At 70.4% G+C, this 25,923-nt stretch carries 24 protein-coding genes and 4 pseudogenes; 13 read left to right on the top strand and 15 right to left on the bottom strand.

Going from position 1 to position 25,923, the window contains the following annotated elements; genetic code table 11:
• Positions 1-151: 151 nt before the first annotated feature.
• A complete protein-coding gene (locus ABZ920_RS00980) occupies positions 152-661 on the bottom strand; it encodes a transglycosylase SLT domain-containing protein (protein ID WP_361497097.1) in 510 nt (169 codons plus the stop codon).
• A 1,019-nt stretch (positions 662-1,680) separates the two neighbouring features.
• Between ABZ920_RS00980 and ABZ920_RS00975 the strand changes: the two genes are divergently transcribed.
• A complete protein-coding gene (locus tag ABZ920_RS00975; RefSeq protein WP_361497592.1) occupies positions 1,681-2,892 on the top strand; it encodes an IS110 family transposase in 1,212 nt (403 codons plus the stop codon).
• Here ABZ920_RS00975 and ABZ920_RS00970 read toward each other — a convergent pair.
• The gene (locus tag ABZ920_RS00970; RefSeq protein WP_361497094.1) at positions 2,889-3,074 is read right to left on the bottom strand and encodes a hypothetical protein; all 186 of its coding nucleotides are present in this window, start codon (positions 3,072-3,074) and stop codon (positions 2,889-2,891) included. The two genes, ABZ920_RS00975 and ABZ920_RS00970, sit on opposite strands and share 4 nt — an antisense overlap.
• Before the next feature lie 965 nt (positions 3,075-4,039).
• The gene (locus ABZ920_RS00965) at positions 4,040-4,984 is read right to left on the bottom strand and encodes an EamA family transporter (RefSeq protein ID WP_361497091.1); all 945 of its coding nucleotides are present in this window, start codon (positions 4,982-4,984) and stop codon (positions 4,040-4,042) included.
• Between the two features lie 20 nt (positions 4,985-5,004).
• Between ABZ920_RS00965 and ABZ920_RS00960 the strand changes: the two genes are divergently transcribed.
• The 3 genes and pseudogenes from ABZ920_RS00960 to ABZ920_RS00950 all read left to right on the top strand — a co-directional run.
• Positions 5,005-6,684: a PLP-dependent aminotransferase family protein gene (locus tag ABZ920_RS00960; RefSeq protein ID WP_361497088.1), complete on the top strand. Its 1,680-nt coding sequence runs from the start codon at positions 5,005-5,007 to the stop codon at positions 6,682-6,684.
• 740 nt (positions 6,685-7,424) lie between these two features.
• A complete protein-coding gene (locus ABZ920_RS00955; RefSeq protein ID WP_361497084.1) occupies positions 7,425-8,387 on the top strand; it encodes an NADP-dependent oxidoreductase in 963 nt (320 codons plus the stop codon).
• A gap of 223 nt (positions 8,388-8,610) precedes the next feature.
• Positions 8,611-8,930: pseudogene (locus tag ABZ920_RS00950) on the top strand (oxidoreductase); the annotation flags it as partial.
• 123 nt (positions 8,931-9,053) lie between these two features.
• Here the strand turns inward: ABZ920_RS00950 and ABZ920_RS00945 are convergent.
• From ABZ920_RS00945 to ABZ920_RS00935, 3 genes are all read right to left on the bottom strand, one after another.
• The gene (locus ABZ920_RS00945; RefSeq protein WP_361497081.1) at positions 9,054-9,416 is read right to left on the bottom strand and encodes a hypothetical protein; all 363 of its coding nucleotides are present in this window, start codon (positions 9,414-9,416) and stop codon (positions 9,054-9,056) included.
• 62 nt (positions 9,417-9,478) lie between these two features.
• Positions 9,479-9,790, bottom strand: a complete 312-nt coding sequence (locus ABZ920_RS00940; protein WP_361497078.1) for a hypothetical protein — start codon at positions 9,788-9,790, stop codon at positions 9,479-9,481.
• A gap of 481 nt (positions 9,791-10,271) precedes the next feature.
• On the bottom strand, positions 10,272-10,691 hold the full coding sequence (locus tag ABZ920_RS00935) for a DUF4440 domain-containing protein (protein WP_361497075.1): 420 nt from the start codon (positions 10,689-10,691) through the stop codon (positions 10,272-10,274).
• Positions 10,692-10,950: 259 nt separating this feature from the next.
• Between ABZ920_RS00935 and ABZ920_RS00930 the strand changes: the two are divergent.
• Positions 10,951-11,277 (top strand): annotated as a pseudogene (locus ABZ920_RS00930) (hypothetical protein); the annotation flags it as partial.
• Positions 11,278-11,414: 137 nt separating this feature from the next.
• Here ABZ920_RS00930 and ABZ920_RS00925 read toward each other — a convergent pair.
• Entirely contained in the window at positions 11,415-11,876 is a 462-nt protein-coding gene (locus tag ABZ920_RS00925) for a hypothetical protein (protein WP_361497072.1), read from the bottom strand.
• A gap of 331 nt (positions 11,877-12,207) precedes the next feature.
• Between ABZ920_RS00925 and ABZ920_RS00920 the strand changes: the two genes are divergently transcribed.
• Positions 12,208-13,695, top strand: a complete 1,488-nt coding sequence (locus tag ABZ920_RS00920; RefSeq protein WP_361497069.1) for an FAD-binding oxidoreductase — start codon at positions 12,208-12,210, stop codon at positions 13,693-13,695.
• Positions 13,696-13,947: 252 nt separating this feature from the next.
• Here ABZ920_RS00920 and ABZ920_RS00915 read toward each other — a convergent pair.
• Both ABZ920_RS00915 and ABZ920_RS00910 read right to left on the bottom strand, forming a co-directional pair.
• Positions 13,948-14,247, bottom strand: a pseudogene (locus tag ABZ920_RS00915) (hypothetical protein); the annotation flags it as partial.
• A gap of 176 nt (positions 14,248-14,423) precedes the next feature.
• Positions 14,424-14,789, bottom strand: coding sequence for a nuclear transport factor 2 family protein (locus tag ABZ920_RS00910; RefSeq protein ID WP_361497066.1), 366 nt, complete (start codon positions 14,787-14,789; stop codon positions 14,424-14,426).
• 70 nt (positions 14,790-14,859) lie between these two features.
• Between ABZ920_RS00910 and ABZ920_RS00905 the strand changes: the two genes are divergently transcribed.
• From ABZ920_RS00905 to ABZ920_RS00880, 6 genes are all read left to right on the top strand, one after another.
• The gene (locus tag ABZ920_RS00905) at positions 14,860-15,738 is read left to right on the top strand and encodes a LysR family transcriptional regulator (protein ID WP_361497063.1); all 879 of its coding nucleotides are present in this window, start codon (positions 14,860-14,862) and stop codon (positions 15,736-15,738) included.
• A gap of 501 nt (positions 15,739-16,239) precedes the next feature.
• Positions 16,240-17,670 carry a selenium-binding protein SBP56-related protein gene (locus ABZ920_RS00900; RefSeq protein WP_361497060.1) on the top strand — a complete coding sequence of 477 codons (1,431 nt, stop codon included), beginning with the start codon at positions 16,240-16,242 and terminating at the stop codon, positions 17,668-17,670.
• Between the two features lie 317 nt (positions 17,671-17,987).
• Positions 17,988-18,350 carry a hypothetical protein gene (locus ABZ920_RS00895; RefSeq protein WP_361497057.1) on the top strand — a complete coding sequence of 121 codons (363 nt, stop codon included), beginning with the start codon at positions 17,988-17,990 and terminating at the stop codon, positions 18,348-18,350.
• A gap of 10 nt (positions 18,351-18,360) precedes the next feature.
• Positions 18,361-18,636, top strand: coding sequence for a hypothetical protein (locus tag ABZ920_RS00890; RefSeq protein WP_361497054.1), 276 nt, complete (start codon positions 18,361-18,363; stop codon positions 18,634-18,636).
• Complete coding sequence (locus ABZ920_RS00885; protein ID WP_361497051.1) at positions 18,636-19,034, top strand: hypothetical protein; 399 nt, start codon at positions 18,636-18,638, stop codon at positions 19,032-19,034. Before ABZ920_RS00890 ends, ABZ920_RS00885 begins: the two co-directional genes overlap by 1 nt.
• 249 nt (positions 19,035-19,283) lie before the next feature.
• Positions 19,284-20,015 (top strand): alpha/beta hydrolase, encoded by a 732-nt coding sequence (locus tag ABZ920_RS00880; protein ID WP_361497048.1) that lies wholly within the window; start codon positions 19,284-19,286, stop codon positions 20,013-20,015.
• Positions 20,016-20,399: 384 nt separating this feature from the next.
• Here the strand turns inward: ABZ920_RS00880 and ABZ920_RS00875 are convergent, their stop codons facing one another.
• The 4 genes and pseudogenes from ABZ920_RS00875 to ABZ920_RS00860 all read right to left on the bottom strand — a co-directional run bounded on the left by ABZ920_RS00875 (position 20,400) and on the right by ABZ920_RS00860 (position 23,471).
• Complete coding sequence (locus tag ABZ920_RS00875; protein ID WP_361497045.1) at positions 20,400-21,155, bottom strand: DUF2182 domain-containing protein; 756 nt, start codon at positions 21,153-21,155, stop codon at positions 20,400-20,402.
• Positions 21,152-21,766, bottom strand: coding sequence for a DUF1326 domain-containing protein (locus ABZ920_RS00870; RefSeq protein WP_361497042.1), 615 nt, complete (start codon positions 21,764-21,766; stop codon positions 21,152-21,154). The genes ABZ920_RS00875 and ABZ920_RS00870 overlap by 4 nt, the downstream gene beginning before the upstream one ends.
• 127 nt (positions 21,767-21,893) lie before the next feature.
• Positions 21,894-21,992, bottom strand: a pseudogene (locus tag ABZ920_RS00865) (IS5/IS1182 family transposase); the annotation flags it as partial.
• 33 nt (positions 21,993-22,025) lie between these two features.
• Positions 22,026-23,471 (bottom strand): MFS transporter, encoded by a 1,446-nt coding sequence (locus ABZ920_RS00860; protein WP_361497039.1) that lies wholly within the window; start codon positions 23,469-23,471, stop codon positions 22,026-22,028.
• Positions 23,472-23,712: 241 nt separating this feature from the next.
• Between ABZ920_RS00860 and ABZ920_RS00855 the strand changes: the two genes are divergently transcribed.
• Positions 23,713-24,597 carry a helix-turn-helix transcriptional regulator gene (locus ABZ920_RS00855; RefSeq protein WP_361497589.1) on the top strand — a complete coding sequence of 295 codons (885 nt, stop codon included), beginning with the start codon at positions 23,713-23,715 and terminating at the stop codon, positions 24,595-24,597.
• A 10-nt stretch (positions 24,598-24,607) separates the two neighbouring features.
• Here ABZ920_RS00855 and ABZ920_RS00850 read toward each other — a convergent pair whose 3' ends face one another.
• Both ABZ920_RS00850 and ABZ920_RS00845 read right to left on the bottom strand, forming a co-directional pair.
• Positions 24,608-24,883, bottom strand: a complete 276-nt coding sequence (locus ABZ920_RS00850; protein WP_361497036.1) for a hypothetical protein — start codon at positions 24,881-24,883, stop codon at positions 24,608-24,610.
• The gene (locus ABZ920_RS00845) at positions 24,880-25,842 is read right to left on the bottom strand and encodes a zinc-binding dehydrogenase (protein ID WP_361497033.1); all 963 of its coding nucleotides are present in this window, start codon (positions 25,840-25,842) and stop codon (positions 24,880-24,882) included. The genes ABZ920_RS00850 and ABZ920_RS00845 overlap by 4 nt, the downstream gene beginning before the upstream one ends.
• Positions 25,843-25,923 lie beyond the last annotated feature (81 nt).

Raw genomic sequence — 25,923 nt, 5'->3', positions numbered from 1 at the left:
GCCACCTTCGGCGCGAGGGCCGGCGACGAGGTTCCCGCCGACCCGGACACACCCCACAGGCGGCGAACTGCCGGAGACGCTGTACGCGGAACTAAGCCGGAGATGCTGTACGCGGAACTGAAGTGCAAACGGGTGACGAACGCCGGGTGGCTCAGTACGCGGAGTTGACGTTGTCGATGGAACCGTAGCGGTGGGCGGCGTAATTGGCGGCGGCGGTGATGTTGGCGACCGGGTCGGTGGAGCTGTTGGCGGTGCCGGCGACGTGGAACGCCTTGAACGTGGGGTCGATGACCTGGAGCAGACCCTTGGAAGGGGTGCCGTTCTTGGCGTTGACGTCGTAGTTGTTCTGGGCGTTGGGGTTGCCGCCGGACTCGCGCATGATGTTGCGGTGCAGGCCCTCATAGGTGCCCGGGATGCCCTTGGCCTTCATGATGGCCAGAGACTGCTTGATCCAGCCGTCGAGATTGTTCGCGCCACCCTTGGCACCGGCGGGAGCGGCGGCCTTGGAGGCGAGGGCGGGAGCGGCCTGGGGGGCCTGGGCGGCGTGGGCGGTGGCCGGCATCAGCGTCAGGGCCGCGGCCGCGGCGCCGGTGGTGACCAGGCCGGTGACGGCCAGGTTGCGCAGACGGGCAAGGCGGGACGCAGCGGTGATCGCGGTCAAGGGGGTCTCCTGGAGGACGTCTTTGAGGCGCCGGCCGGATCATCCGGTCGCGGCCTGTCGGGCGTCGGGGCGAGGCCCCGCACAACGCGGCAAACAAGGACGGCCCCGGCGATCTGTGCCCGGCCCGACCCGCTGCTTGCGGCGACGACAGACATGGTTAGCGACCACGAAAACGGAAAGCAAGAACATGACCTACTACCCAAAGACGTAGAAACTACCCAATTCGGTCATTGTGGGGCTTTTCTGCGCGTCAAACCGCCCTACGGCTCTACGACCCCCCTTAGGACGTGACCTGCCTCTCGTGGGTCGCATCACGCGAAAACCCGGAAAACCAGACCTCCCGACCAGGCACGCTCCACCCGAAACAGACGAGGCAGAGACCAACCCGGACACACGCCCACGCCACCACCCCCAGCCCCCTCCAAGGCGACCGCGGGACACCGACCCCGGCTCGGCGGACCCGCCCATAGAGCCCCGAACACTTCCCGACCCCGGCCAGGAAACCGAACACCGCCGCCCCCACGAACAACTCCACTCCCCACCACACCAGACACCACTCACCGCAGGCACCACCAATGCCACCAGCACCACCGACCAACCACTCACACACAACCGCACCGAACAAAACACCCCCAACAGCACTACCCCTCCAGCCCAACCCGCCCACAACGCAAGACACGCAGGCGCCCACAACGTAGAAGACGCAGGCCAGACAGGCGTCGGCGACGGAACAACCCGTGACCGAGGACCTCCAGCGCCCCACCGCCTCCCGGCCCCCCCCGTTACCTTTTTCGTGGCTCCGCAATGGGGCTACCGGCCTTCGAGTCCGGCATGGCTTCCCCCCTTGTTGTTCATGATCCGGGGGGTGGTGTCACCGGGCCCGGAGGCATCGACGGACCGCTGATGAGGGGCTTGAGCACCGGCTTCACCCGAGCCGGAAGAGCTCTCCGTAACGTGGATGTGGCAGCTCGGTGCCCTGGCAAGGCCGGCCGAAAGCGTGATGGAGGGGCCTGCACGTGATCGACACCGGCGACATCGACGTCTTCCTCGGCCTGGACGTCGGCAAAGGCGAACACCACGCCACCGCCGTCACACCGGCCGGGAAGAAGGCGTTCGACAAGCGCCTGCCCAACACCGAACCCAAGCTCCGCGAGCTCTTCGCGAAACTCCAGGCCAAGCACGGAACCGTGTTGGTCGTGGTCGACCAGCCGGCCTCAATCGGCGCCCTGCCGCTGACGGTCGCCAGGGACATGGGCTGTCCGGTCGCCTACCTTCCGGGCCTGACGATGCGGCGGATCGCCGACCTCTACCCCGGCGAGGCCAAGACCGACGCGCGGGACGCGTTCATCATCGCGGACGCGGCCCGGGCGATGAGCCACACGCTGCGGGCGATCGACGGCGAGGACGAGACGATCGCCGAGCTGGAGATGGTCGTCGGCTTCGACGACGATCTGGCCGGGGAAGCGACCCGAGTCGCCAACCGGCTCCATGGCCTGCTGACGCAGATCCATCCGTCACTGGAGCGGGTGTTGGGGCCGCGGTTGCAGCACCCGGCCGTCCTCACGCTGCTGGAACGGTTCGGGTCGCCGGCCCAGATCCGCAAGGCCGGACGGCGGCGGCTGGTCACCCTGTTACGGCCGAAGGCCCCGCGGTTGGCCGAGCGGCTAGTCGAGGACATCTTCGCCGCGCTGGACGAGCAGACCGTCACCGTTCCAGGCACGGAGGCGGCCGCGCTGATCGTCCCGCGCCTGGCCAGCTCGCTGACGGCCGTCCTTGACCAGCGCAAACTGTTGGCTGGGCGGATCGAGGAACTCCTGGAGGCTCATCCTCTTTCCAAAGTCCTGACGTCCATGCCGGGAGTCGGCGTCAGGACCGGAGCCCGCATCTTGATCGAGGTCGGCGACGGCAGCACCTTCCCGACCGCCGGCCACCTGGCCGCCTATGCCGGTCTCGCCCCGGCCACCCGGAACTCGGGCTCCTCAATCCGCGGCGAACAGCCGTCCCGGAGAGGAAACAAGCAGCTCAAGAGGGCTTTCTTCCTCTCCGCATTCGCCGCCCTGGGCGATCCGGCATCGCGTGCCTACTACGACAGGAAGATCGCCCAGGGAAAGCACCACACCCAGGCTCTGCTCTGCTTAGCCAGACGCCGGGCCGACGTCCTCTTCGCGATGCTCCGCGACGGAACCTTCTACGAACCGCAGCCCGTTCGGGCTCTCGCTCCGCAGACCTAGACCATGGTCAGGAGGTGATCCGTCGGTTCGTAGTCGATCTTCCAGTCGGCATAGACGCCGCAGAATCCATCCTTGATGCACCGCAGGCCTACGGTCACCCAGCGGACGGATCCGCCGGTGCCGAGCGAGAACGCGACCGCGGCCTCGAACTCCTCGCTCCCGCACGGGCAGCCCGGCTGCACCGGGCTCGTCGTCCTCCCAGGACTCCTCGTTCCAGTACTCCTCGCTGTCCGCGATGAACGCACGGCTGTCGCAGCCCGAACACCTTCGTTCCGCGCCGGACGCGTTGACCAGCACGAAGAACACCCGACCGCCGCACCCCTCGCAGACGGAAGCAGCGATCTTCGCCGGACGGCCGTGGACCGCCTCCCGCAGGAACGCCGCGAGCTCCGCGGGGACACCCTCGCCAACCTGATCATCAGCATGCACGGACACATCGTTCCAGACGCCCCGAACCCACACCCGACCAGCTTGACCAAAGACATAGGGGCACCCCCCCACACACATCCACTTCCACTCGGCCGCACGGGTGAAGGCGCGTTGGCCGCATCAGGTCGGGTTGATCCCACCACGCGCGCAGTGGTTCCAAGAGCGGGCGGAGACGACGCAGTTGGCCGGGGGCGTGGCCGGCGGGATCTTCGTCGGGAATCAGCGGAGACTGCCCCGGCGGGTGGGGTGCTGGTGGCATGTCGCCCCGGTGCAGTCCCAGGGCCTCGCCGATCCTCAGCCCGGTACACGCCAGCAGCGCGATCCGGAAACGGTCCCGGGCACTCGGCGCCGCATCGATCGTCCCGCGGATCTGCTCACCGCTGAGGTCCTCGTAGCCGGCTCGGTGATCTTGAAGCGGAACACGGCCGGGGCGCTGCGAAGTGGCGGGTGGCGGCTCCTCCGGGGAAGGCCGCCGCGACGGCCACCGGGTCGTCCGCCGACCGGCTCTGGGTCTGGGCGGCGAGGTGTGGCGCACGTCGTCCGACAGCCGGTGGTCCTCGAACCGCCGCGCCGGCGTGCGCTCGGCCAGCCACAGGTGCAAAGACCCATCGGTGACGCCTGTCCGGGGCGTCGCCGACGTCGGACACATGTTGCTCGACGGCCGGACGCCGGCGCGCAACCGTGGCACGAGAGTTCCGGTCGGCCGTCGGACCTGTGCCTACCTGGAGTGCGTCGACGTGGGCGAGGGTGCTGTCCGGGGCGCGGCGTCCACGGAGGCGGCTGCGCCGTGAGCCCGAGACGCCCGCAGCCCCCCGATCAGCCCCCCGATTACCACCGCGATCCCCAGCCACACCGAGGATCCCGGCACTCCCGTGCCCGTCGCCGTGCCGACCGCCGCCGCCGCGAGCGGGGCGATGCCCGCGAGGAGGCCGGCGCGGCCGGCGCCGACGGTGCGTACGGTCGAGTACCAGAGCACGAAGGCGACCGCCGTGACCAGCAGCGCCAGGTAGCCCACGGCCGCCCACTGCGCCCCCGTCAACTCCCCCGCCGCCGTGGGGCCTTCGCATGTCACGCCCAGGACGGCCAACAGCACCGCGCCCAGCCACGACGCGTGCACCGACACCCCCCACGGCGTGTGCCGGCCGAGCACCGGTACCGCCAGCAGCGTGAACGCCGCCTCGCAGCCCAGGGCCAGGGCTGCCCAGGCCACCCCGGCCGCATCCGTACGGCCCGTGCCCTGCACCAGGACCGCGCCCGCCACCACCACGGGCGCCGCCAGCAACACCTGCCGGCTCGGAGCGCGCCGTTCCAGCAGCGGGCCCAGGACCCCGAGGATCACCGGCACCGACGCCACCGCGACCGCGATCACCGCGGGCTCCGCGTGCGCGGCCCCCCGCACCACGGCCACGTTGAACAGCACCAGCCCCGTCACCGCGAGCCCCGCCAGCCACAGCCACTCCCGGCCGCGCGGCCGGACCGGGCGGGTATCGGCGAGCCGGGCGAGGAGCAGCAGGATCGCGGTCGCGGCCGCGTAGCGCACGGCCTGGGCGGTGAACAGCGGCGCGTCGACGAGCGCGTGCGACACGCTGACGCTGCTGCCGACCAGCGCCATCCCGACCATGCCGGGGACCAGGGGCGCGAAGGATGCGGAAGGGGTGTCCATGGCTCCACCCTGGCCGCACAATGGACGCCATGGGCAGGTCCAGAGAGTCGTCGGTTGCGGGGTCCAAAACCGCCGCAACGGACGCACCGGTGAGATCGGCCGGTGCGGCTTCCGGGGCCGGCGGCGCGGCCGACGGCCGTCCGTCTCGGCCCGGCGCCTGCCTCGGCTCCGACTTCCTCCAGCTCGACATCGCCGACGCGCCCCCGGGCGGGCGGACCGCCTGGCTCGCCGACCGGCTGCGGTCGGCCATCGCCGACGGCCGGCTGCCGGTCGGGACGCGGCTCCCCGCCAGCCGCGTGCTCGCCGAGGAGCTCCGCGTCACCCGGGGCGTGGTCACCGAGGCCTACCGTCGGCTGTCCGAGTCGGGCCAGATCGCCGGCCGGGGCAGAGGCGGTACGGTGGTCGTCGCCGCCCCGGCGCCCCCGGCGTCTCCCTCAGCACCGCCCGCAGCCTCCTCGGCATCCGGCCGCCCCTCATTCTCGTCACCCCCCGCCGCCGAGCATCGGGCCTCCTGCCCTCGCACCCCCACCCCCGTTTCCGACGCCTTCTTCGCCTTCCCCCACCGCGACGGCGTCGTCGACGCCCTGCGCGGCTTGTCCTGCCGGATCGACCTCTCCCCGGGCGTGCCCGACCTCGCCGCCTTTCCCCGGACCGCCTGGCTGCGCGCCGAACGTGCCGTCCTCGCCGCCGTCACCCCGGCCGACTTCGGCTACGGCAGCCCCCAGGGCGCGCCCGCGCTGCGGCGGGCCGTCGTCGGCTGGCTGGCCCGCAACCGCGGCATCCTCGCCGACCCGGACGAGGTCGTGGTGGTCGCCGGTGTGGCGCAGGCCCTGGGGCTGCTCGGGCAACTGCTGCGTGCCGACGGCGTCGACCGCGTCGCCGTCGAGGACCCCGGCTCGCTCGGCGCGCGCCAGCAGCTGGAGCACGGTGGCCACACGACCGTCCCCGTCCCCGTGGACGCCGGCGGCCTGGACGTCGACGCGCTGCGGGTCTGCGGGGCCAGGGCCGTGCTGATGACCCCGGCGCACCAGTTCCCCACCGGCGTGGTCCTCGACGGGCAACGCCGGCGCGAGCTGCTGCGCTGGGCGGCCGAGGGCGGCGTCGTGATCGAGGACGACTACGACGCCGAGCACCGCTACGACCGGCCCCCCGTACCGGCACTGCGCTCGCTGCTGCCCGACGGGGTCTGCTACGCGGGCAGCGTCTCCAAACTGCTCGCCCCGGCACTGCGGGTCGGCTGGCTCCTGGTCCCGCCGCACCTGCGCGACGCCCTGGTCACCGCCAAGCGGTACGCCGACCTCGGCAACGGCATCCTCACCCAATTGGTCCTGGCCCGGCTCATGGACTCGGGCGAGCTCGAACGGCACCTGCGCCACGTCCGGCGCCGCCACCGCAGACGCCGGGACGTGATGCTGCGGGCCGTCGAGGCACACCTGCCCGGCGCCCGCGTCCACGGGGCGGCCGCCGGACTGCACCTCATGGTCACCTTCACCGACGAGCCCGGCAGCCGCGTCCGCGACACCGACCTCGCCGCGGCCGCGCTCGCCCGGGGTGTGAAGGCCCACCCCCTGTCCTGGCACCGCCTCACCCCCGGCCCGCCCGGCCTGGTCCTCGGCTACGCGGCGAGCGCCGCCCACGAGATCGAGGAGGGCATCGCCCTCATCGGGGAGGCGCTGCGGGCCCTGCCCGCTGCCGCCTGACCCCACCGCTGCCCGCGACACCCCCAGAGCCCTCGCCCGGCCCGTCTTCATGGACCAGAGCAGGCTTCGCCGCCCCCAGGCGCCCCGCACCCTGGCCACGGCTGCGCTGAGCGGGCTCGCACGGGACTTCGAGGAACTCGGCTTCAGGAGACGGAATGGGACCGGGCCTCGGCCCGGCACACCCCGGCCCGCCTGGAGCGGGAGGCGGGCCGGCTGCCGCAGGCGGCGGACAGCCTGACCGCCGTGCGCAACGCCCTGGTGGGTGTCGGGCGCCTCACGGCGACGGCCGGAGACACCTTCGCGCAGAACATCGCCGTCCGCACCGACGACGACGCCGGCAAGCCCGTGGACCAGAGCCAGCCACGACGGTCGGCACGTTATGACGGACACAGGGGTCCCGTGGCGCTGACTCGTCCCCCCGTTTGAGCGAGCAGTCGCGTACAAGGGGCAGGCCAGGTGCGTCCCCCGTCTGCTCCTTGCTGCCCAGGGATGAAACCGCTGCCTCCATGGCAAAGACGATCTTGCGTGCTCCCCGCGCCTGCGGGGGCGACTCGAAAGGTGATCCGAGGTGTCCCGCACAACCACACAGCCACGTCGTGGGAGGCGTGTCCCTGGCGAAGCGGGGTCAGGTGCTCACCTTCAGGGGTACGAGGTGTTGACTGGTGAAAGGCCGCCACGCATACAGCTCATACCGGGGCATCTGGCTTGCGTGGCGTTCGCATACTCCGGAGGTCGAGGCCATGAAGGCGATCAGCTACAGCCGGTACGGCGGCCCGGAGGTGCTGGAGTACGGCGAGGTCCGCGATCCCAAGGTCGGACCCGACACGGTTTTGGTGAAGGTGCGGGCCGCGGCGGTGAACCCCGTCGACTGGAAGTGCCGCGAGGGCCATCTGGACAGCGTCCTCGACGCCGTCTTCCCGGTGGTCACGGGCTGGGACGTCTCCGGGGTGGTGGTGCAGCCGGGCCCCTCGGTCACGGAGTTCGCCGTCGGCGACGAGGTCATCGGCTACGTGCGCGAGGACTTCCTCTCCCGGGGCACCTTCGCCGAGTACGTGGCCGCCCCCGTGCGCACGCTGGCCCGCAAGCCGCGCAACCTGCCCTTCGAGGAGGCGGCCGGGCTGCCGCTCGCCGGGCTCACCGCCATCCAGGCGCTGACCAAGGTGATGAAGGTCAAGGCGGGCGAGACCGTGCTCGTGCACGCGGCCGCGGGCGGGGTCGGCTCGATCGCCGTCCAGCTCGCCGCGCACCTGGGCGCTCGGGTCATCGGTACGGCGAGCGAGTACAACCACGAGTACGTGCGCTCGCTCGGCGCCGAACCGGTGACGTACGGCGAGGGGCTGGCCGAACGGGTCCAGGCGCTCGCGCCCGCGGGCGTGGACGCGGCGTTGGACACGATCGGCGGCCAGACCATGAAGACCTCGGCGGACCTGCTGACGCCGGAGGGCCGCCTGGTCTCCATCGCCGACCCGGAGGTGGTCAGCTACGGCGGCCTGTACTACTTCGTCCGCCCCGACACCGACGACCTGACACGGCTGTCCGAACTGGCCGAGGAGGGCGTGGTGTCCGTGCACGTGTCGCAGACGTTCCCGCTGGAGCGGGCGGCGGAAGCGCAGCGGCTGAACCAGGAGGGGCGCACCCGGGGCAAGATCGTGGTGAAGGTGGACTGGCCCGAACCCGCCCCCGACTACGAGGGCGCCCTCTAGCCCGGCTGGCCCGGCCAGACGACCAGAGCCGCCGCACACACCGCCAGGGCGACCGCGTACAGAGCCGCCGCCGTGGCGAGCCATGGCGTGGGGGCCGGCGGCACGCCCTCCTGCGCCAGGACATACGTGCGGGTTGCCCGGGCTGTCGACAGCGCTGACCTACGGCGCAGGCTCGATCGGGCAGCCGATTCGGACAGTCCGTGGGCCCGGTGCCATGCCGGGTATGCTCTGGCTCCTTGACCGCCCTGACCTCCTCGGCACCGCCTACGCCGGGGCCTACGCGGCCGGGACCCTGGCCCGCCGACTGTCCCCGGCGGACACCGAGATCACCGTGGTCAACGTTCGCCCAGCGGCTGCGGCTGCACCAGCTCGCGGCCGGGCAGGGCGAGGCTCCCCAGCTCAACAACGTCTTCGCGAGCACGGGGATACGACTGCGCCTGGCCCGTGTCACCGCCGTCGCCCCCGAAGCGCCAGGTCGTCGCCGTGGCCGACGCCGACGGCGGCGGCGTCGGCTACGACACGCTTCTCTACGCGCTCGGCAGCGTCGATCAGCTGGTCGTCCACAGCCTTCGCCGACACAGTCACTGCCGCCCAGTCCCCCACTGGACGACGCGTCGCCGGGGGCCGGGGGCCGGGTGAGCGGGTGAGGGTGCACCCCCGGTGCTGTCACCGGTTCCCGGCTCGCCTGCCGTCCAGCAGTCCGTGCAGGTGCGCCGTGGCGTTCTCGATGTCCGCGTATTTCTGCTGTCCGGCGCGTACCTCGGCAGCGAGCACACCGCAGCGGTGGACGCGCTCGAAATCGCCGTAGGGGAACTTGTACCGGCCCTTGGTCTCCTCTCCCATCTCGTCATCGACGCCCAGGTACCACCTGGCGTACTCGTTGAATCCGTGCTCCTCGAGGTAGGCATTCTCGTCCGCTGCCGAAGGCTGGTGCTCGCTCCACTCGTCCCGGTCGTCCAGGACGATCCGGCCTGCTTCGGTCAGTTTCTTTGCGTGGTTGAACGCCCTCGCGTTCAGTTTCACCGTCATGCTGTTTACCGCCCCATCGACAGTCGTGTTCAGATGTCGGGTGCTGCCGCCCGGGTATCCTGTCAAGCCTGCCCCATCAGCTCATTCAGGTCGCCGACCTCAGGAGTGAGTTCCCGCGCGCGGCGCGCTCTGCTGCAGCCATGCCGAGTGGCCAGGGCCCGTTCGACGGCCTCCCGGGTCCGCTCCTCGCGGAGCAGTTTCCCGCCCTTGAAAGCAATGCTCGCGAGCGTGTTGTCATCGGTGGCAGGCACCAAGTGGGGCTCCAGGCCCGGCGGACACAGTGTCCGCTCCCGGTACCCACGCAGCGCGGTCACGACCGCGGGCATCGCGCTGTACCTGTCGAGGAGGCCCGTGAAGACGTACAGGCGGGTCACCAGCCGCGGCAGGCCGGGCTACCGATCCAGCCAGGCCATCAGCTCGCGCTGATCACCGACGTGGTCCCTGATCTGCGACATCTCCTCCGCGACCCGGTTGGGCCAGGTCCAGTGTCGCCCGGTCCTGTGAGCTCTGTGTCGAGTCGTGGCGCAGACGCAACAGCTGTGTGCCGATCTTGCTCAGTGTCCGGTTCCGCATCGTTCGCCCAGCTCGCGATGTGCCTTCAGCGTCCGGAGCGGCCGGACGACCAGCTCCTGCTCGGATCACGCGACCGCCCCACCACCCCCGCAGTTCGCCGGACCGCAGCGAGCGCAGCAGACCTCCCGGGGTGGTCCGGTCGCGTCGGCGCCGGGCTCCCGGGCGGTCCTCGGTGTGCGAGACGTGCAGGTCTCTGTCGATGTCCATCTGACAATTCGCGTCGGATCAGGCCGGGCGGGCCGGGCCCGACGGGAAGGGGCAGACAGGCCCCCACGACGGACCCTACGGCCGGGCCGTCCCGTCCGGCACCGGCGTGGCCTGGTGGTAGTAGAGCCGGAACTCCCCGGCGGCGTCGCGGCGCCAGATCGACGAACGGCGGGCGTATCGGTCCTCGATGCGGGTCTCGTAGGTGAGGTGGACGATCCCGGAGGCGAGGACCGTGCCCTCGAAGTGCTCTGCGGTGATGGGGGTGCTGTTCTCGGCGCCGCCGTGGAGCGTGGGCAGGGCGGCGACCATCTCCGCGTGCGTCCACCGCCGCCCGGAGGCGCCAACCTCGATGAAGTCGGGGTCGAAGAGGGCTTCGGCGAGGGGGCTGGAGAGCCGGACGGAGGGGTCGTGGAGGCGTCGCTCCCGGACGATCGCCTCGGTGACGTCCGGATGTTGCGGGAGTGCCTCGGGCGCGTGCCGGTCGTTCGGGATCATGGCAGACATGATGCCCGGTCGCAGTTGGCGGGCCCTCGGCGGCCGGGCGGCCTTCAGCGGCGGCGGGCCCTGGCACTGTCCAATAATCGATCTTGTGGTGGGTCGTAGTGAGCTGACGGATGCGTCGTCTACTGCCCTACGTGGCGTGACGTTGATGCTCCCCGACGATGCCGAGCGCCGTGCCACGAGGGACGAGAAAATGCGTTGGCTGACCGTCGCCTAGCTGCCATGATGCAGCTGTTTCCCACGCGGAGGGTTGTTGTTCGTTTTCGTCTGTGCGAGGTGCGGGGCCCAGCTGACTGCCCCGCTTTCCCAGGTCTCCCTTCCGGTCCACGCCCGTCAGAGTTACGGAAATGGCGTCCAGCTTCCGGTGCTCATGGAGGCAGGGACGTTCGCCGTGGACCCGGAACCCTGGGGCCGGCCGTGGCGGATGTGGGACGAGATCGATCCGCGCGAGACGGAGGCACGCGGCATCTACGCACCTGTCTACGCTCTGTCCGACGGTGTGCCGGAGGCGATCGTCATCGCGCCCGGCGATGTCCGCGGAACCCAGCTGATCCCCGAGAAGCGTGGCAGTGCCTGCTGCGGCCCAGAACGGGAACGCCGGCAACCTCCGGAGCCAGTTCCTCTCGAAGTCCCGACTCCTCGACGGCCCAGACGACGGCTACCTCGTCCAGATCACCGACTGAGCACAAGCACCAAACAGGGTGAGCCCAAACGGGCTCACCCTGCTTTCTTCACCGGCCAGAACTGCACCACGTACTGCTCCACCCCGTCGGGCACGCCGTCCCTGCTCGCCGCGGCGGCTTCCTGACGCCCCGTACGAAAGATCCGAGCATTCCACGTCGCCGGAGCGGACGGCAGCGTGAGGTCCTCCAGGCCGGGCCCGCCCATCGACCACAGCTTCAACACACCGGACCGACACTCGATCCGCGCCGCCGCCGTTTTGTCCCAGGAGCCCTCAAGCAGCGGAGGCTCGTGTTCCCAGACCTCCGCGGTGACCACAACGTGCTGCGTGTGCGCTGCCGTCGTCAAATCGATCCGCCCGGGCCGTTCCGTACCGAAGTCCCCGGCCGTGAAGTCCTCCGGGAACATCGCAGGAAGCCACGCGTCATCGGCATCCTGGAGGCACAGCCCGTAGTAGTCAGCGAGAACCCTGACCCGCTGGACACTCAACGGCTCCATGCCGACGATCCTATCGGTGCGGCAGGAGCGCCGGTCCGGAAGACGCGCGCGGTTCCGTTGGATGTTCCTGGCGTGCCGCAAGGCGCGGACCCGGTTCATCGTGCCGCTGCTGGGCCTGGAGGCGCTGCGGGCCTGCGGCGCGAGGACATGCACTTTCGATAGCGGTGGGCTGCGCGAGAGAGGGCTCCCACCTGCACACGTTGCGGCGGGGGCCGCTGCCGACCACCCGTCGCGGTGGGGCATTCCCTCCGGTGGAGCGGGCGATTACTCCGTACTAGCGTTAAATAGTCCGCATGATTTGGGGCACCGCTTTCCGACGCTCCGGGTGTCGATGACGTCCGTCGCGTCGCGGCGTTTTGATTCCTTCGCAGCGGAGATGGTGACCATGGCGCGGGACTCCGTGTTCCATGCGCCGCGGGCCGGTTCCTCGGCTCCGACTGGCGCAGAGACCTCGTCTTGGGACGGGGCACTCGCCGGGAGTTACGACCCGGCGGCGGTGGACTGGGAGGGCCTCCGCGGGCGGCTCGAAGGGACGTTACTCCGGCCGGACGATGTCGGATTCGACGACGCCCGCAAAAGTTTCAACCCGCTGCACGACGACCAAGTTCCGGCCGCGGTGGCGCAGTGCGCGTCCGCGGCGGATGTAGCGGAGGCCGTGGTGGCCGCGGGCGGCCGGGTGCCGCTGGCGGCGCGTAGCGGCGGCCACTCCTACGTCGGTTATTCGGCGCCGCACGACGGCCTGGTCATCGACCTGCGCCGGATGTCCCAGGTCGACGCCGCCGAGGACGGCAGCGTGACGATCGGGGCTGGCGCACCGCTGCGGACTGTCTACAGCGTCGTGGGGCAGGCCAACCGCTGCCTGCCCGCAGGATCGTGCTTCACCGTCGGCATCGCCGGCGTCACCCTAGGCGGCGGCATCGGGGTCCTGCAACGCAAATTCGGCCTGACCTGCGACCATCTGACTGCCGCGGAGGCCGTCACTACCGACGGCCGCATCCTAACGGCCACGGCGGCCGCTACCCCCGATCTCTTCTGGGCCCTGCGTGGTGGCGGCGGCGGCAACCTCGCCATCGTCACCCGCTTCACCTTCGCCACCGACCCTGCCCCCGCTCTGACGGTCTTCGTCCTCACCTTCCCCGCGGGCAAGGTGACTGAGATCCTCACCGCCTGGCAGCCCTGGATCGCCGGTGCCTCCAGGGAAATGTGGGCCAACCTCAACATTTCCGGCGGCAACCCGCCCAGTTGTCGGGTAGCCGGCTGCTTCGTCGGCCCCAGCGCCGCCTGCTACCCGCTACTCGACGACCTGATACTCCGCGCGGGCGTCGTGCCCACCCGCCGCAACATCCAGGACCGTGACTATTTCAACGGCATGCGCTTCTTCGCCGGCAAGCCCCTTCGCGAGTCGTTCGTCGCCTCCTCCCGCATCCTCAGCACTCCAACCTTCGACCCCCAGGCCGTGACGCGCCTGCTCACCGGCCGGCCCGGCACCAGCCTCATCATCGATCCGCTCGGCGGCGCGGTCGCAGACACCGTCACCGCCCAGACCGCCTTCCCGCACCGCGACGCCTTCGCAACCGCCCAGATCTACGCCTCCGCCACCACAGCCTCCGAACCCGACGTCACCCGCAATGTCGCCGAGATCGTCGCTGGACTCGGCGCCCTGGGTATCGGTGGTGGATACGTCAACTACATCGACCCCGACCTTCCCGACTGGCCCACCGCCTACTACGGCCCCAACCTCCGCCGCCTTCGCTCCATCGCTCAGGACTACGACCCCGACCACCTCTTGGACTTCCCGCAGAGCCTCCATCACGCCTGAACCGGGCGGAGCCTGAACGGTGTCCACTAGCCTCGAATAGGGCCGAGATGCAGGCCAGTTACTGCGCTGCTAACGAGCTCTTGCACGGTAGGCGGTGAGGCGTCGAGCTCCTGATCGTTGGTCACGGTCGTGTGGTGGGGAACTCGTCGACCACCTCGGTGCCAGTGGGAAGACCGGGATCATCGACGGCACCGAGATCCGGGTCCGCCGGCCGGCCGCCGGGCGCAAGGACCGGGAGGCGTTCATCTCCTTACCGGTGAATCCGTTCTCCTGGGCCAGCCGTTCGTGAATGGCAACGCCCTTGATCGTGATCTCTGCCTGCAGCATCGCGTCGATCAGCGGGGCGACCTCGTCAACGACCCGCTTCCGCGGCCGGCCGTTGGCCGCCCGCCGCGGCGGCGCCACCGGGGCTTGCCCGGACAGGTGCTTTCGGACCGTTCGACGGTTCAGCCCGGGTTCCTTCGCGATTCCCGACAGGCTGATCGCGCCGGAGTCGCTCCTGCCGAACCCCGGCTGACCAGCGAATTCCCCGTCCCTACGACAGCACCTCAACACCCGGAGCAGTGGAACCCGGCGCCACCCCGAGACGACACTCGGGCCCTCAGCCTGCCCAGCCTCCGCCACCCGCAACAAGATGGTCCGCCGACTCCGTCGGCGGACCATCAAGAAAGATCGAGGCAGGGGCACATGTCGAGTTTTGATCAACGTGGCGCCCGGGTCTTCCTCGGTCAGTTCTGCGCCTCGAATCCCGCCAGGAGTGCCCGGGGGTCGAAGGTCACCCGGATCCGGGTGACCTTCCCGTCCTCCACCTGCATCCAGTTCGCCGTCGGGGTAGGTGGCGCAACGCTTGTGCACAGGTCAAACCAGGTAATCACTTCACCACCTTCCGCCACCCGCACCTTCACGTCGATCTTCTCCAGCACCTGACCAAGCCCCTTCAGCCCAGCGAGCGCCTCCTCCACCCCCGACGCCGTTCCCAGCGCTCCGACGAAGTCGACATTCTCGGCCAGCACCCCCCGCAAGGTATCGAAGTCGCCCGCCTCCCAGGCGGTGAAGTAGGTCTCGGCAAGCTCTCGCGCAGCCCTCGTCGTCATGCCTCCATCCTTCAATCATCTGACCCATCCGTCCAACAGATGGATCAGATAGCACCTATCATCGTTGGATATGGAGATGCACCAGCTGCGCTACTTCGCCGCGATCGTGGACGAGGGCACGTTCACCGCTGCCGCCCATCGCCTGCACGTCAGCCAGTCGGGCATCAGCACCCAAGTGGCCAAGTTGGAGCTGGAACTGGGCCAACAACTGCTCGACCGCTCCGGCCGTCACATCCGCCTCACCACGGCCGGCGAGGCCGTTCTCCCTCTTGCGAAAAACGTCCTCGCCACTCTCGAGGCCATCAAGCACGCCGCCGCCGAGTTCGCCGATGCCGTCCGCGGCCGTGTCCGTCTCGGCATGATCATGGGGTGCTCGATCCCGGCCTTCCTCGACATCATCGCCGACCTCGGCCACACCCACCCCGGCATCGAGGTCAACCTTCACGAGGGCTACTCCGACGAGCTCCAGGCCCAGGTCCTTGCCGGCTCTCTCGACCTCGCCCTGATCGGTTACGCGAGCGGCGTCGCCCCTGGCCTGGAGGAGAGCATCGTCATCGACGAGCCCATCACCGCAGCCGTCCCTGCCGGGCACCCCCTCGACCGGCCGGAACTGAGCCTCGGCGACCTACGGGGCGAGAGGATTCTCTGCCTCTCCCCAGGCACCGGCATCCGCGCCGCCTACGAGGACTCCTGCCGCAGGATCGGTCTCAGCCCACGCGTGGACATCGCCGCCAGTTCTCCGGTCGCCCTGCTCCGCCTCGCTGAACGCGGCGCGGGCGTTGCCGTCCTCAGCGCGTCCTCCGCACAAGGCGCCAGTCTGCGGAGCATCCCGCTCACCGACGCCACCACGCACGCCCGGCTCGGACTCATCATCCGCCGAGGTCAACACTCCCCAGCCGTGCAGCTCCTGCGATCCAGACTCCTCGCCGCGCTGCAAGCCGGCCAGTGATCTGGTTGTGAGTTCGTCGAGCACGACGTGAGTCGTTTTGCGCACCGGTTCGCGGGTGTGCCTGACGGGTGTCGGTTGGCTTCGGTCTGCTGTCGGTTGTGGGTGACAGCAGGCTGGAGCCGCTGGTCGTGAGTGAGACCGAGCGGCAGGGGGACCGCGCGCAGGGGCCGCAACCCACCCACCAGGGTAGACGGGGGGAAGCTCGCGGCCGCTTCAAGATCTTCCGCCACCGCCCGCTGGCGTACGCCACCGAGCAGGACCGCCGGCGGCCGCGTCGACACCAGGAGTGCGCCGGCACCCGGATCATCGACCCTGGTCTTCGGTGGCCGGCAGCGCTGTCGCGGGCGGGCGCCGTGGCAGAGCCCCGGGGACTGTGAAACGCTCGGAAACAGTGGCATATCCGTCCTTCACCGCACGTCGACGGCGGACGAGAGAGCCGGCCCGTCCGTGACGGGGCGCACCCGGTCCCTGGCCCTGTGTTCGCCGAGTGAGGAACACACGATGACGACGACCGAGCACCCGCACGACGACGACGGCCATCAGGATCCGACCCTGTACCGCACCCCGGCGGACGCCGTCGCCGCGCCTGGGGAGGAACTCGCCTACGTCGTCGGGTTCGACCCGGCCGGAGCGCGCCCGGACGCGCTGTTCACCGTCGGCACCGACCCCGGCTCCGCGGCGTACGGCCGGGTCGTCGCCCACGCCGAGGTGCCCGGCGTGGGCAACGAACTGCACCACTTTGGCTGGAACGCCTGCTCGAGCGCGCTGGCCCATGCCGGCCACCACCACGCCGCGCGCCGCTATCTCATCGTCCCCGGACTGCGCTCCTCCAGGCTGCACGTCTTCGACACCGTCCCCGATCCCGCGCGCCCCCGCCTGGTCAAGACGGTCGAGCCCGGCGAACTGGCCGCCAAAGCGGGCTACTCGCGCCCCCACACCCTGCACTGCGGCCCCGAGGGCGTCTTCCTGTCCTGCCTGGGCGGCGCGGACGGCGCGGACGGCCCCGGCGGGGTGGCGTTGCTGGACCACGAGAGCTTCGACGTGCTGCGCGGCTGGGAAAGCGAGCGCGGGCCGCAGTACCTCGCCTACGACATCTGGTGGCACCTGGCCCAGAACATCGCCGTGACCAGCGAGTGGGGAACCCCTTCCATGATCGAGGACGGTGTCGTCCCCGACCTGCTGCTGGAGCGCCGCTACGGCCACTGCCTGCACTTCTGGGAACTCGACACCGGCCGGCACCTGCAACAGGTCGACCTGGGCGACGCCCACCAGATGGTGCTGGAACTGCGTCCCGCGCACGACCCCGAGGCCACCTGGGGATTCACCAACACCGTCGTCGACGTCGAGGACCTGTCGGCCTCGGTGTGGCGTTGGCACCGCGACGGCGAGGACTTCCACGTCACCGAGGTGATCACCCTCCCCGCCGAGCCCGCCCCGACCGAGGACCTGCCCCCGGCACTCAAGCCGTTCGGCGCCGTGCCCCCGCTGATCACCGACATCGACCTCTCGGTGGACGACCGGTGGCTGTACGTCTCGGCGTGGGGCACCGGCGACCTCATCCAGTACGACGTCAGCGACCCGCGGCAACCCAGGCGGACCGCGGCCGTGCGGCTCGGCGGCATCACCGCCCGCCGGCCGCACCCCGCCGCGCCCGACGTGCCTCTGACTGGCGGGGCCCAGATGGTCGAGGTCAGCCGCGACGGGCAGCGCGTCTACCTGACCAACTCGCTGTACGCCGCCTGGGACGAGCAGTTCTACCCCGCGGGCATCGAGCCGTGGATGGTCAAGCTGGACGCCGATACCTCACGCGGCGGGCTGTCGGTGGACGGCCGCTTCTTCCCCCACGGCGAGGACTTCGCCGGCCTGCGCGTGCACCAGACACGCCTGCAGGGCGGTGACGCCTCCTCCGACTCCTACTGCTACCGCCGCTGACCCCAGGGCCGGTGACTACGTCCGGGCCGGCGCCGGTGCGCCAGGCCGCCGCCCGCCGCTGACCAGGCAGAAACCATGCTGTGCGCCTTGGAAGCGGCCGGCACGCACCCCGCCGGCAATTCGGCCGGGCAGCTGCCTCCCGCCGCGTCGCTGGTGGCCGCATCGCTGGTGGCTCCGGCCACGGTGGCAGGAGCCTGGGCGGCGCGGCGAGCACCAGGCCCTACCGTGCTCGTGCCGGCCGCCGCGTCCGGGATCCTGCTGGTCATCGCCGTCCTCGACCTGCTGCCCGACGCGTGGGACGAGGCCGCCGAGCCGGCATGCCGCCGTGGGCGGTGCCGTTCACCGCGCTCGCCTCGTTCGCCCTCATGGGCGCCCTCGGCCGCACCGGCTGCCCGTGCAGGCGGGAACGTGCAGGCGGCATCGGCGCGGCAGCAGGACTCGCCGTACACCGCTTCGTCGAAGAAGCAGCCCTCGCCCTGACCACCTCGATCGCCGTGATGGCCGCGCTCCTCGTACACGCCGCCGGCGAAGGCCTGGCCCTGGCCGCGCTCCTGGGCGCCCAGCCCGGACGGCGCACGGCTTGCTGGCTCTGTGAGGGCGGCTTTCCGGGCATGGGCATGGCTGCCAAGCAGGTCGCCGTCCCGCCGCGTTCCTCTACCAGCGGTAGAGGAACGCGGTAGAGTGAGATATATGGCAGCAGACGAGACGAGCATCAAGGTGAGCACGGCCGCGCGGGACCGGCTCGCCCAGTTGGCGGCCGAGCACGGCACCACCATCCGCAGCCTGGTGGAGGACCTCGCGCGGAGCACCCCGACCCAGGCCGAGTACGCCGAGCGTGCCGAGCTGGCCCGCGCCGAGCTCGCATCCGCCCTCGGCAGCGCGCCGAGCCCGGAGGCGGAGGCGAAGGCCCGGGCGCTGCTGGAGCGCCTGGGGGCCGCCGCGCACGGTCCGCGGGCGGCCGCGTAGTGGCGGCGATCGCGGTCGTCCTGGACCACACAACCGCCGCGGCGCTGTTCGACCCGAAGGATCCGTACAACGAGGCGGTCGCCGCGTTCTACGTCCAGGCCTCCGGCGGACTCGGTGATCTGTACGCGCCGGTGCTGTCGCTGACGGCCGGCGACGCCGAGCGGCCCGGCCTGCTCGGCTACATCAAGGGGCTGCGGTACATCAGGATCGAGGCGTTCGACACCGACGCCGCGGTCACCGCCACCGAACTGCTGCGCTTCGGGCACTCCTTCGCCGCCGTCCACGCCATCCACGCCGCCCGTCCCTCCCCCGCCCACCCCACCGGCCGGTACCTGCTCACCCTGACGCCGAAGGCGTACGCGGGCACTGGCGTTGAGGCGGTCCACCCCGGCCAGTAAGCGCCAGCCGCCCGGCCGCGGACGACATCGCAGGCGCCCGTCACCCCCGTGCGCGGGCAGGCAGAAGAAAACGAGCGGGGCCGCGAACACCCGAGCCGTCCGGCGTCACCCGGATGGGACGCAGCCGATACCGAGGCGTCCGACCGGATGATAGGCAAACTGGGCCAGAACACCTTCCAGCACATCCCTTGATCTTGGTCGAGACCGCGCCGGTAGAGTCGGCCGGACGGCAGAACCCCGGGGGAACTGATGACGGCAGCGGATGCGGTGGGCATCGTCTTCGTTCACGGGACGCGCTTCAGCGCGGAACAGTGGAGCGTCCAGCTTGCTGCACTCCGGGACGAATTCCCGGTAGCCGCCGTCGACCTGCCCGGCCATGGGAAGCGCTCGGCTCAACCCTGGAGCCTGAGCAGCGCGACCGAGATCATCGCTTCCGCGGTGGACTCGCTCGACCGTGGGCCGGCTCTGGTCGTCGGGCACTCGCTCGGCGGATACGCCTCGCTGGAGTTCGCGCGACGTCGTCCAGAAAGACTCCGCGGGCTGATCCTCTCGGGAGCCAGCGCGTCCACCCGCGGCCTCTGGGCAGCGCCCTACCGATGGGTCGCCAAGCTGGTCCCTCGTCTTCCGGCAGATCGGCTGGCCCAGTGGAACGACTGGCTGCTGCGGCGGCTCTATCTGCCGGAAGTGGTGGAGGCAACCATCCATTCCGGCTACGCCTTCCATACCCTGCCCGCAGCCTGGGACGAGGTACTGGGACGCTTCGACGCGGGCGCGATGCGTTTTGTGGAGGCCCCGGTACTGATTCTCAACGGCGAAAAGGACACCGTCTTCCGGGCCGGCGAGGCGGCCTTCGCCCGTGCGCATCCCCACGCTCGGGTCGAGTTGATCCCCAGAGCAAGACATCTCGCGAACTTCGACGACCCAGACGCCTTCACTGACGCCGTCCGCCGCTTCGCCCGCCAGCTTCCAGCCGCCAGCTGATCGCGCCAGCACCGAAACCGCCTGGCTCCCCTGGATACTCGGCCAATTGCTGTGCTCGGCCACAACGCGCTGGGGGATTACGAAACCACACTGGAGTACTACTGAACTTCAAAGCGTGGTGTCGTCAGGGCTGGCGCCTCATGATCTCTGCGGTATGCCTGAGGGATGCGCAAGGGGGCGGACTGACCGACGAACGGCGGGCCTTGCGGGTGAAGTTGAGGATGGAGGCGACCGAGCGGTTCAGGCAGGGCGACGGGAACCCGGTCATCACGGAAACAGCCGCAAGACATAGAGACACCCCCCAGCGGCGGCGAACGCCGTCGCCGAGGTCCAGGCCGGCGTCGTGGTCCTGCTCCATGCCATCCCCCGGGCGCACGGGCCGTCTCACATCCCTGCCGTACTGCCACCGGTGAGGCCCGGAGCCAGCGCAGGGACCCAGAAGACGGCGACGGCCAGAGCGATTGAGGCGATCCCCACGCCACGGGCCACCAGGCGGCCGGCCGGAGCGAGTTTCTCAGCGGTGATCACGGCGGCCAGGACCACCATGGCCCACAGGTTCATCAGACCGAACGCTGCCAGCAGCACCATGAGCGACCAGCAGCAGCCCAGGCAGAAGGCGCCGTGGTGGGCCCCGGCACGCAGATCGCGCGAGGGCCCTGGATACGAGGCGTAGCGCAGCATCAGCCCGATCGGCGATCGGCATTTGGCCAGGCAGCGGTCTTTGAGGGGCGTGAGCTGGTAGACACCGCTGACTGCGAACACGGCTGTGGCCACCGCGGTCCCCGCCGCGGCGGGGAGGCTCGCCGCCCGGCCCAGGCCGGCGGCCAGTGCGTACGCCGGCGGGCCGGCCGCCGCCCAGACAAGCAGGTAGGCGACCGTGAAAACGACCATGTGGGGCGCGCGGTGCGCGCTGATGGTGCGTGCGTACAGTGCGGCGACGGGCGCCGTGGCAGGCAGCATCATCGCCGCCGTCATCAGCGTCCACACGGCCAGGAAGGCGGGCAGGCCCAGGCCCATGGTGCCCGGCATCGCTCCCGTGCCGGCAGAGCGCGTCACCGCCCAGATCCAGGCGGCGGCTGCTGCGACCAGCAGCAGCCCGGCGGGGCCCGCCCTGCGGACGGTGACCGGCCGACCGGTCATGCGGACCACGTGAAGGGTGCCGAGTGTCCGTTGGCTCCGGTGAAGTCCCAGGACCGGCCGTACACGCCGTCGCCCGTCGCCCGGGTGGAGCGGGCGATCGTCAGCGTGCTGTTCGCCGGGTGGAACATGCCGGTCAGGCGCATGACCGGACCGTCGTCGCCGAATTGCGGAGCGACCTGGTCCTCGATCTCGATGTCGATGGCGTCGTCCACCCGTGCGGCGTGGCGGCGGCCGTCGTCGCGGTAGTGGATGGGGACGCGCTTCACGCCGAGGACCTCCCCGATGAGCGGAGTGAGCGCTGCCATCGGCCCGCCGGCCTGGCCGGAGAAGACCTTGCCCAGGGCTTCCGCCTGGCCGTCGTCGGCCGAAGCGTCGACGTACAGCGCCACCTGCCAGCCGCCCTCGGCCATCACCCGGGGCCCGTCGATGAAGAGGGCCACGCTGCGGTCGGAGACGTCCACGCCGTCCACGTTCCCGCTGTCCACGTGGAACGCGAAGGTCACCTGGCAGCGTTCGTGGTCGGCCGGCGCGGCGAAGCCCGAGGTGGTGCAGGGGCAGACCACGTCGCAGTTGCAGCTCTCCAGGTACGTGCCGTTCAGGTTCCAGGGCATGACGCCATCTCCCTGCTTCACTCCCCCCTCGTCAGAGGAATGCATCGGGAGATCCCTCCTGTCCCGGTGCCGCTGTTCTCCACGCTATTCCCGACGGTCCCGTCGCGCAGATCCGCACGGATCAGGCTTTCCAGGCCCGCATGTTCACCGAGTCGATCGCGCACCGCGACCAGTCCAGGTCACCGCGGGCACCGAGTCCGTCGAGGCCCAGGCGGTGGAGAACGGCTGGGCTGCGGCCGGCGGCTCGTACCGCCCGCCGTTACTGCGCACTCGACCGGGTGCGCAGTAACAGGGCGCTGGTGAGGGTGCCGAGGAGCACGATGGCGGCGTTCACCGCGATGGCGACCTTCAGACCGCCGAGAATGGCCGAGGCTCCGGCGCCGGTCATGGCGGCGGTAGCGACGGCGCTCATGATCGGCGTGCCCATGGTGATGCCGACCTGCTGGGTCATGGTGGCGAGGCCGGTGGCCAGACCCTGTTCGTGATCGGCGAGCCCCGAAGTGGCGGTGACCATGAAGCCCACGATGACGAGCATGTTGCCGACCCCGCCGGCGAAGGTGCCGATCAGCAGCAGCCACATCCACGAGCGGTCGTCGCCGAGGCCGAGCAGCGCGGCGGTGAAGACGGTCTGCAGTATGCCGCCGGTGATCAGCGTCGACTTGCTGCCGATCTGCCCGATGACCTTCGGGGCGATGGTGCCGCCGACGACCGTTCCGGTGCCGAGCACGCCGAAGGACAGGCCGGCGGCGAGCGGGGAGAAACCGAGCACATTCTGGAGGTAGAGCGTCAGCAGGAAGACCAGGGAGGTCTCGGTGAGAAACGCGATCAGACCGGCGATGTTGCCCCAGGCCACCGACCTCTTGCCGAGCACACCGAGCGGTACGAGCGGCGCGGACACCTTGCGCTCGACGGCGTAGAACACCAGAAGCAGGGCAGCACCCAGGGCCAGCGACAACAGGGCCTGCGCCGAGCCCCATCCCTTCTCGCCCGCCTGGGTGAGCCCGAAGACGATGGCCAGCAAACCGAGCGTGACGGTGACGGCACCCGGCAGGTCCAGCTCGGGGCGCTCGCTGGGGCGCGACTCCTTGATGACCGTCGGGGTGATGAACAGCACGGCGAGGGCGACAGGCACATTGATGAAGAACGCCCAGCGCCACGACAGCAGGTCGGTCAGCAGGCCGCCGAGGATGGCACCGGTGGTGAATCCGGCTGACATGAGTGCCCCGTTGAGGCCCAGCGCCTTCTCACGCAGCGGGCCCTCCGGGAACGAGGTGGTCAGCAACGAGAGTCCGGCCGGGGTGACAGCGGCTGTGGCCAGGCCCTGGAAGACGCGGGCCACGATCAGTACCTCGGGGTTCTGCGCTAGACCGCCCACGAGCGAGGCCGCGCCCAGGACGACGAGGCCGCCGAGGAACAGCCGGCGGCGGCCGAACAGGTCCGCGACGCGGCCGAACAGCAGGGTGAAGCCGGCCGCGCACAGCGCGAACGATGTGGCGATCCACTGCAGATGCGATAGGGAGAAGCCCAGGCCCTCACCGATCACCGGCAGCGCCACGTTCAAGATGGAGAAGTCCACGGCCAGCATGAACTGGGCCGCAAGCAAGAGCACCAGTACCAGCCGAAGCCGGGGGGTGAGCGCGGCAGGGGCCGTGCCGGCGGCGGTGCCGGAGACGGTACCGGCCGCCTCCGAATCAGTGACAGACATGAAGCCGAGTCCCTTTCCTCACGTTTCCTGACACCCAGCGCGCGCACGGTCGCTTCACGCGCGGCTCCGGAAGGAGAGACTCGCCGACACCCGGAATCCCAGCCAGCACCCTGCCTCGCACAGCCAGCGCGAGGGTAGTCACCACATGACCACCCTTATGGCCTCCGGTCTTCGTGTCGGGCGGGCATCATGGGAAGTCAGTGGCCACGGCCTGTTGCACACCGCCGACCTGGAGGCATGGGTGGACGCCCCGTCCGAGCTGGGAGACTTCCTCAAGTCGCGTCGCGCCGCACTGCGCCCGGAGGACGTCGGCATCACCCCGCACCCGACCCGCCGCCGCGTCAGCGGTCTGCGTCGTGAGGAGTTGGCCACGCTTGCCGGGGTCAGCATCACCCACTACACCCGTCTCGAACAGGGCCGTGCCACCAGCGCCTCCGACGGTGTGCTGGATGCCCTTGCACGTACGCTGCGTCTCTCCGAGGACGAGACGGCCCATCTGAAGGACCTGGCCCGCCCCACCGCCGCTTCGTCCCGGCCGGCTCCGCCCCGAGTGGCCCATGCCAGTGCTTCAGCCCGACAGTTGCTGGGGGCCATGAGCGACGTCCCGGCCCTGGTGCTGGACCGGCACAACGACGTTCTCGCCTGGAACCGTATGGGGCACGCGCTGTTAGCCGGACATCTGGCGCCCGAGAGCCCCGACACACCGGCCACCCGTCCGAACCTGACCCGGATGCTGTTCCTGGATGAGCAGTATCAGGAGCTGTTCACGAACTGGAACGAGGAGGCGCAACTCGGCGTGGCCTCCCTGCGCCTGGTCGCCGGCCGCCATCCCCACGACCGATCCCTGGCCGAACTCATCGGTCGACTGAGCATGAACTGTGCTGAGTTCGCCTCTCGCTGGGCCCGGCATCCGGTGCGCACCTGCACCTCCGGGGTGAAGCACTTGCGTCATCCGCTGGTCGGCGCGATGGACCTCAGCTTCGAGAACCTTGTCATACCCGGGGCCTCCGGCCAGCGTCTCATCGCTTACACGGCCGAGCCCGGCTCGCCGTCGGAGGCCGCGCTGCGGCTTCTTGGCAGCGTGGCGGCCCCGCTGGCACAGGATCCGACGGCGGTACGGCGCTGAGGGACACCGCTCACCGCACAGACCCGTGCTGCGGCTGGTGTCGGCGGTGCGGGTGGAGGTGGCCGACGGGACATCCCGGCTGCCCTGCCCGCAGGACGTCTCCCCGGCGGACCCGGTGAGCGCGGACGATGATGGAGTCGATCTGGACCAGGCAGTCGATATTGCCGGCCTCGTCCGCCTCGGCCTGGATGTGCTGCAAGGCGTCGTGGCGGGTGAGACGCCGGCGGGTGACGGTGCGGGACGACCATGGGGCCCATACGGTGGCAAGACGGGCGTTCGTCGTCAAGGGCGGAGGATCAGTTTCCCCTTCGTACGGCGGCCGAGCAGGTCCTCGTGCGCGTCGCGAGCCCGCGCCAGGTCGTATTCCGCGCCGACCAGGGGCCGCAGGCGACGCTGCGCCGTGAGGTCGAGCAGCTCCGCCAGCTCCGCACCGCCGGCGCCGCTCCTGACGATGAGCGGGATGACCCAGAAGCCGGCGACAGTGATGCTGTCCACCGCCAGTCGGCTCGGCGCAATCGCGGAGGCTGTCTGCCGGGACGAGACGCCGTAGGTCACCAGTCGGCCGAGGTGTCCGAGTGTGTCCAGGGCGGCGTCGAGGACGGGGCCGCCGACGGCGTCCAGGACGATGTCGACAGGGTGTCCGCGGTTGGCGTCAAGGACCCTCTCTCGATAGCCGGCCGCGTCGCCGTCGATCGCCGCGTCCGCGCCCAGTTCGAGAGCCAAGGCGCGCTTCTCGTCGGTCGACGCTGTGGCGATGATCCGTCCTGCCCCGAACTCCCGGGCCAGCTGGACCAGGAGACTGCCGGTCCCGCCCGCGGCGGCATGGACCACCACGCTCTCACCGGGCCTGATACGCGCGACCGACCGCAGCAGATGCCACGCCGTCAGCCCCTGTAGGAGAACTGCCAGTGCTTCGCCCGCACCCAGCCCCGGCGGCAACGGGACCAGGTGGCGGTCGGCGACAACCGTCTTGGCGGCGTAACCGCCCTGTGGGACGTAGCCGAGGACTCGTTGGCCGGCTGCGGTCCTGCCGACGACTTCCATGCCGGGAATACGGGGCAGTGGGCCTTGGGGAGCGTACGGACCGTCGGTGTGCTCGCCCGCGATCTGCTTTATGTCGCCGAAATTGACACCCGCGGCCTCCACCTGGACCACACTCTCGCCCGGCCCCGCCAACGGATCCGGCACATCGGCCTCCTCCAGGACCTCCGGGCCACCGAACCTCCCGAATCGCATGGCACGCATGAATTCCCTTCCGCGAGATCACTGTTTCCAGCCCGTCCGAGCCGGCCCGAAAAGCTGTTCCGCGATGCCGGCCAACACCCA

The organism is Streptomyces sp. NPDC046831 (genome assembly GCF_040645305.1).
GTDB lineage: Bacteria > Actinomycetota > Actinomycetes > Streptomycetales > Streptomycetaceae > Streptomyces.
This window is presented reverse-complemented; position numbering and strand designations above follow the sequence as displayed.

Excerpts from the sequence above, each read along its gene's own strand:
- ABZ920_RS00955 (WP_361497084.1), top strand. The coding sequence starts at position 7,425 with ATGAAGGCGATCAGCTACAGCCGGTACGGCGGCCCGGAGGTGCTGGAG.
- ABZ920_RS00965 (WP_361497091.1), bottom strand. The coding sequence starts at position 4,984 with ATGGACACCCCTTCCGCATCCTTCGCGCCCCTGGTCCCCGGCATGGTC.
- ABZ920_RS00910 (WP_361497066.1), bottom strand. The coding sequence starts at position 14,789 with ATGACGACGAGGGCTGCGCGAGAGCTTGCCGAGACCTACTTCACCGCC.
- ABZ920_RS00905 (WP_361497063.1), top strand. The coding sequence starts at position 14,860 with ATGGAGATGCACCAGCTGCGCTACTTCGCCGCGATCGTGGACGAGGGC.
- ABZ920_RS00945 (WP_361497081.1), bottom strand. The coding sequence starts at position 9,416 with ATGACGGTGAAACTGAACGCGAGGGCGTTCAACCACGCAAAGAAACTG.
- ABZ920_RS00890 (WP_361497054.1), top strand. The coding sequence starts at position 18,361 with ATGGCAGCAGACGAGACGAGCATCAAGGTGAGCACGGCCGCGCGGGAC.
- ABZ920_RS00920 (WP_361497069.1), top strand. The coding sequence starts at position 12,208 with ATGACGTCCGTCGCGTCGCGGCGTTTTGATTCCTTCGCAGCGGAGATG.
- ABZ920_RS00870 (WP_361497042.1), bottom strand. The coding sequence starts at position 21,766 with ATGCCCTGGAACCTGAACGGCACGTACCTGGAGAGCTGCAACTGCGAC.
- ABZ920_RS00895 (WP_361497057.1), top strand. The coding sequence starts at position 17,988 with ATGCCGCCGTGGGCGGTGCCGTTCACCGCGCTCGCCTCGTTCGCCCTC.
- ABZ920_RS00860 (WP_361497039.1), bottom strand. The coding sequence starts at position 23,471 with ATGTCTGTCACTGATTCGGAGGCGGCCGGTACCGTCTCCGGCACCGCC.
- ABZ920_RS00845 (WP_361497033.1), bottom strand. The coding sequence starts at position 25,842 with ATGCGTGCCATGCGATTCGGGAGGTTCGGTGGCCCGGAGGTCCTGGAG.
- ABZ920_RS00925 (WP_361497072.1), bottom strand. The coding sequence starts at position 11,876 with ATGGAGCCGTTGAGTGTCCAGCGGGTCAGGGTTCTCGCTGACTACTAC.
- ABZ920_RS00880 (WP_361497048.1), top strand. The coding sequence starts at position 19,284 with ATGACGGCAGCGGATGCGGTGGGCATCGTCTTCGTTCACGGGACGCGC.
- ABZ920_RS00935 (WP_361497075.1), bottom strand. The coding sequence starts at position 10,691 with ATGATCCCGAACGACCGGCACGCGCCCGAGGCACTCCCGCAACATCCG.
- ABZ920_RS00960 (WP_361497088.1), top strand. The coding sequence starts at position 5,005 with ATGGACGCCATGGGCAGGTCCAGAGAGTCGTCGGTTGCGGGGTCCAAA.
- ABZ920_RS00875 (WP_361497045.1), bottom strand. The coding sequence starts at position 21,155 with ATGACCGGTCGGCCGGTCACCGTCCGCAGGGCGGGCCCCGCCGGGCTG.
- ABZ920_RS00900 (WP_361497060.1), top strand. The coding sequence starts at position 16,240 with ATGACGACGACCGAGCACCCGCACGACGACGACGGCCATCAGGATCCG.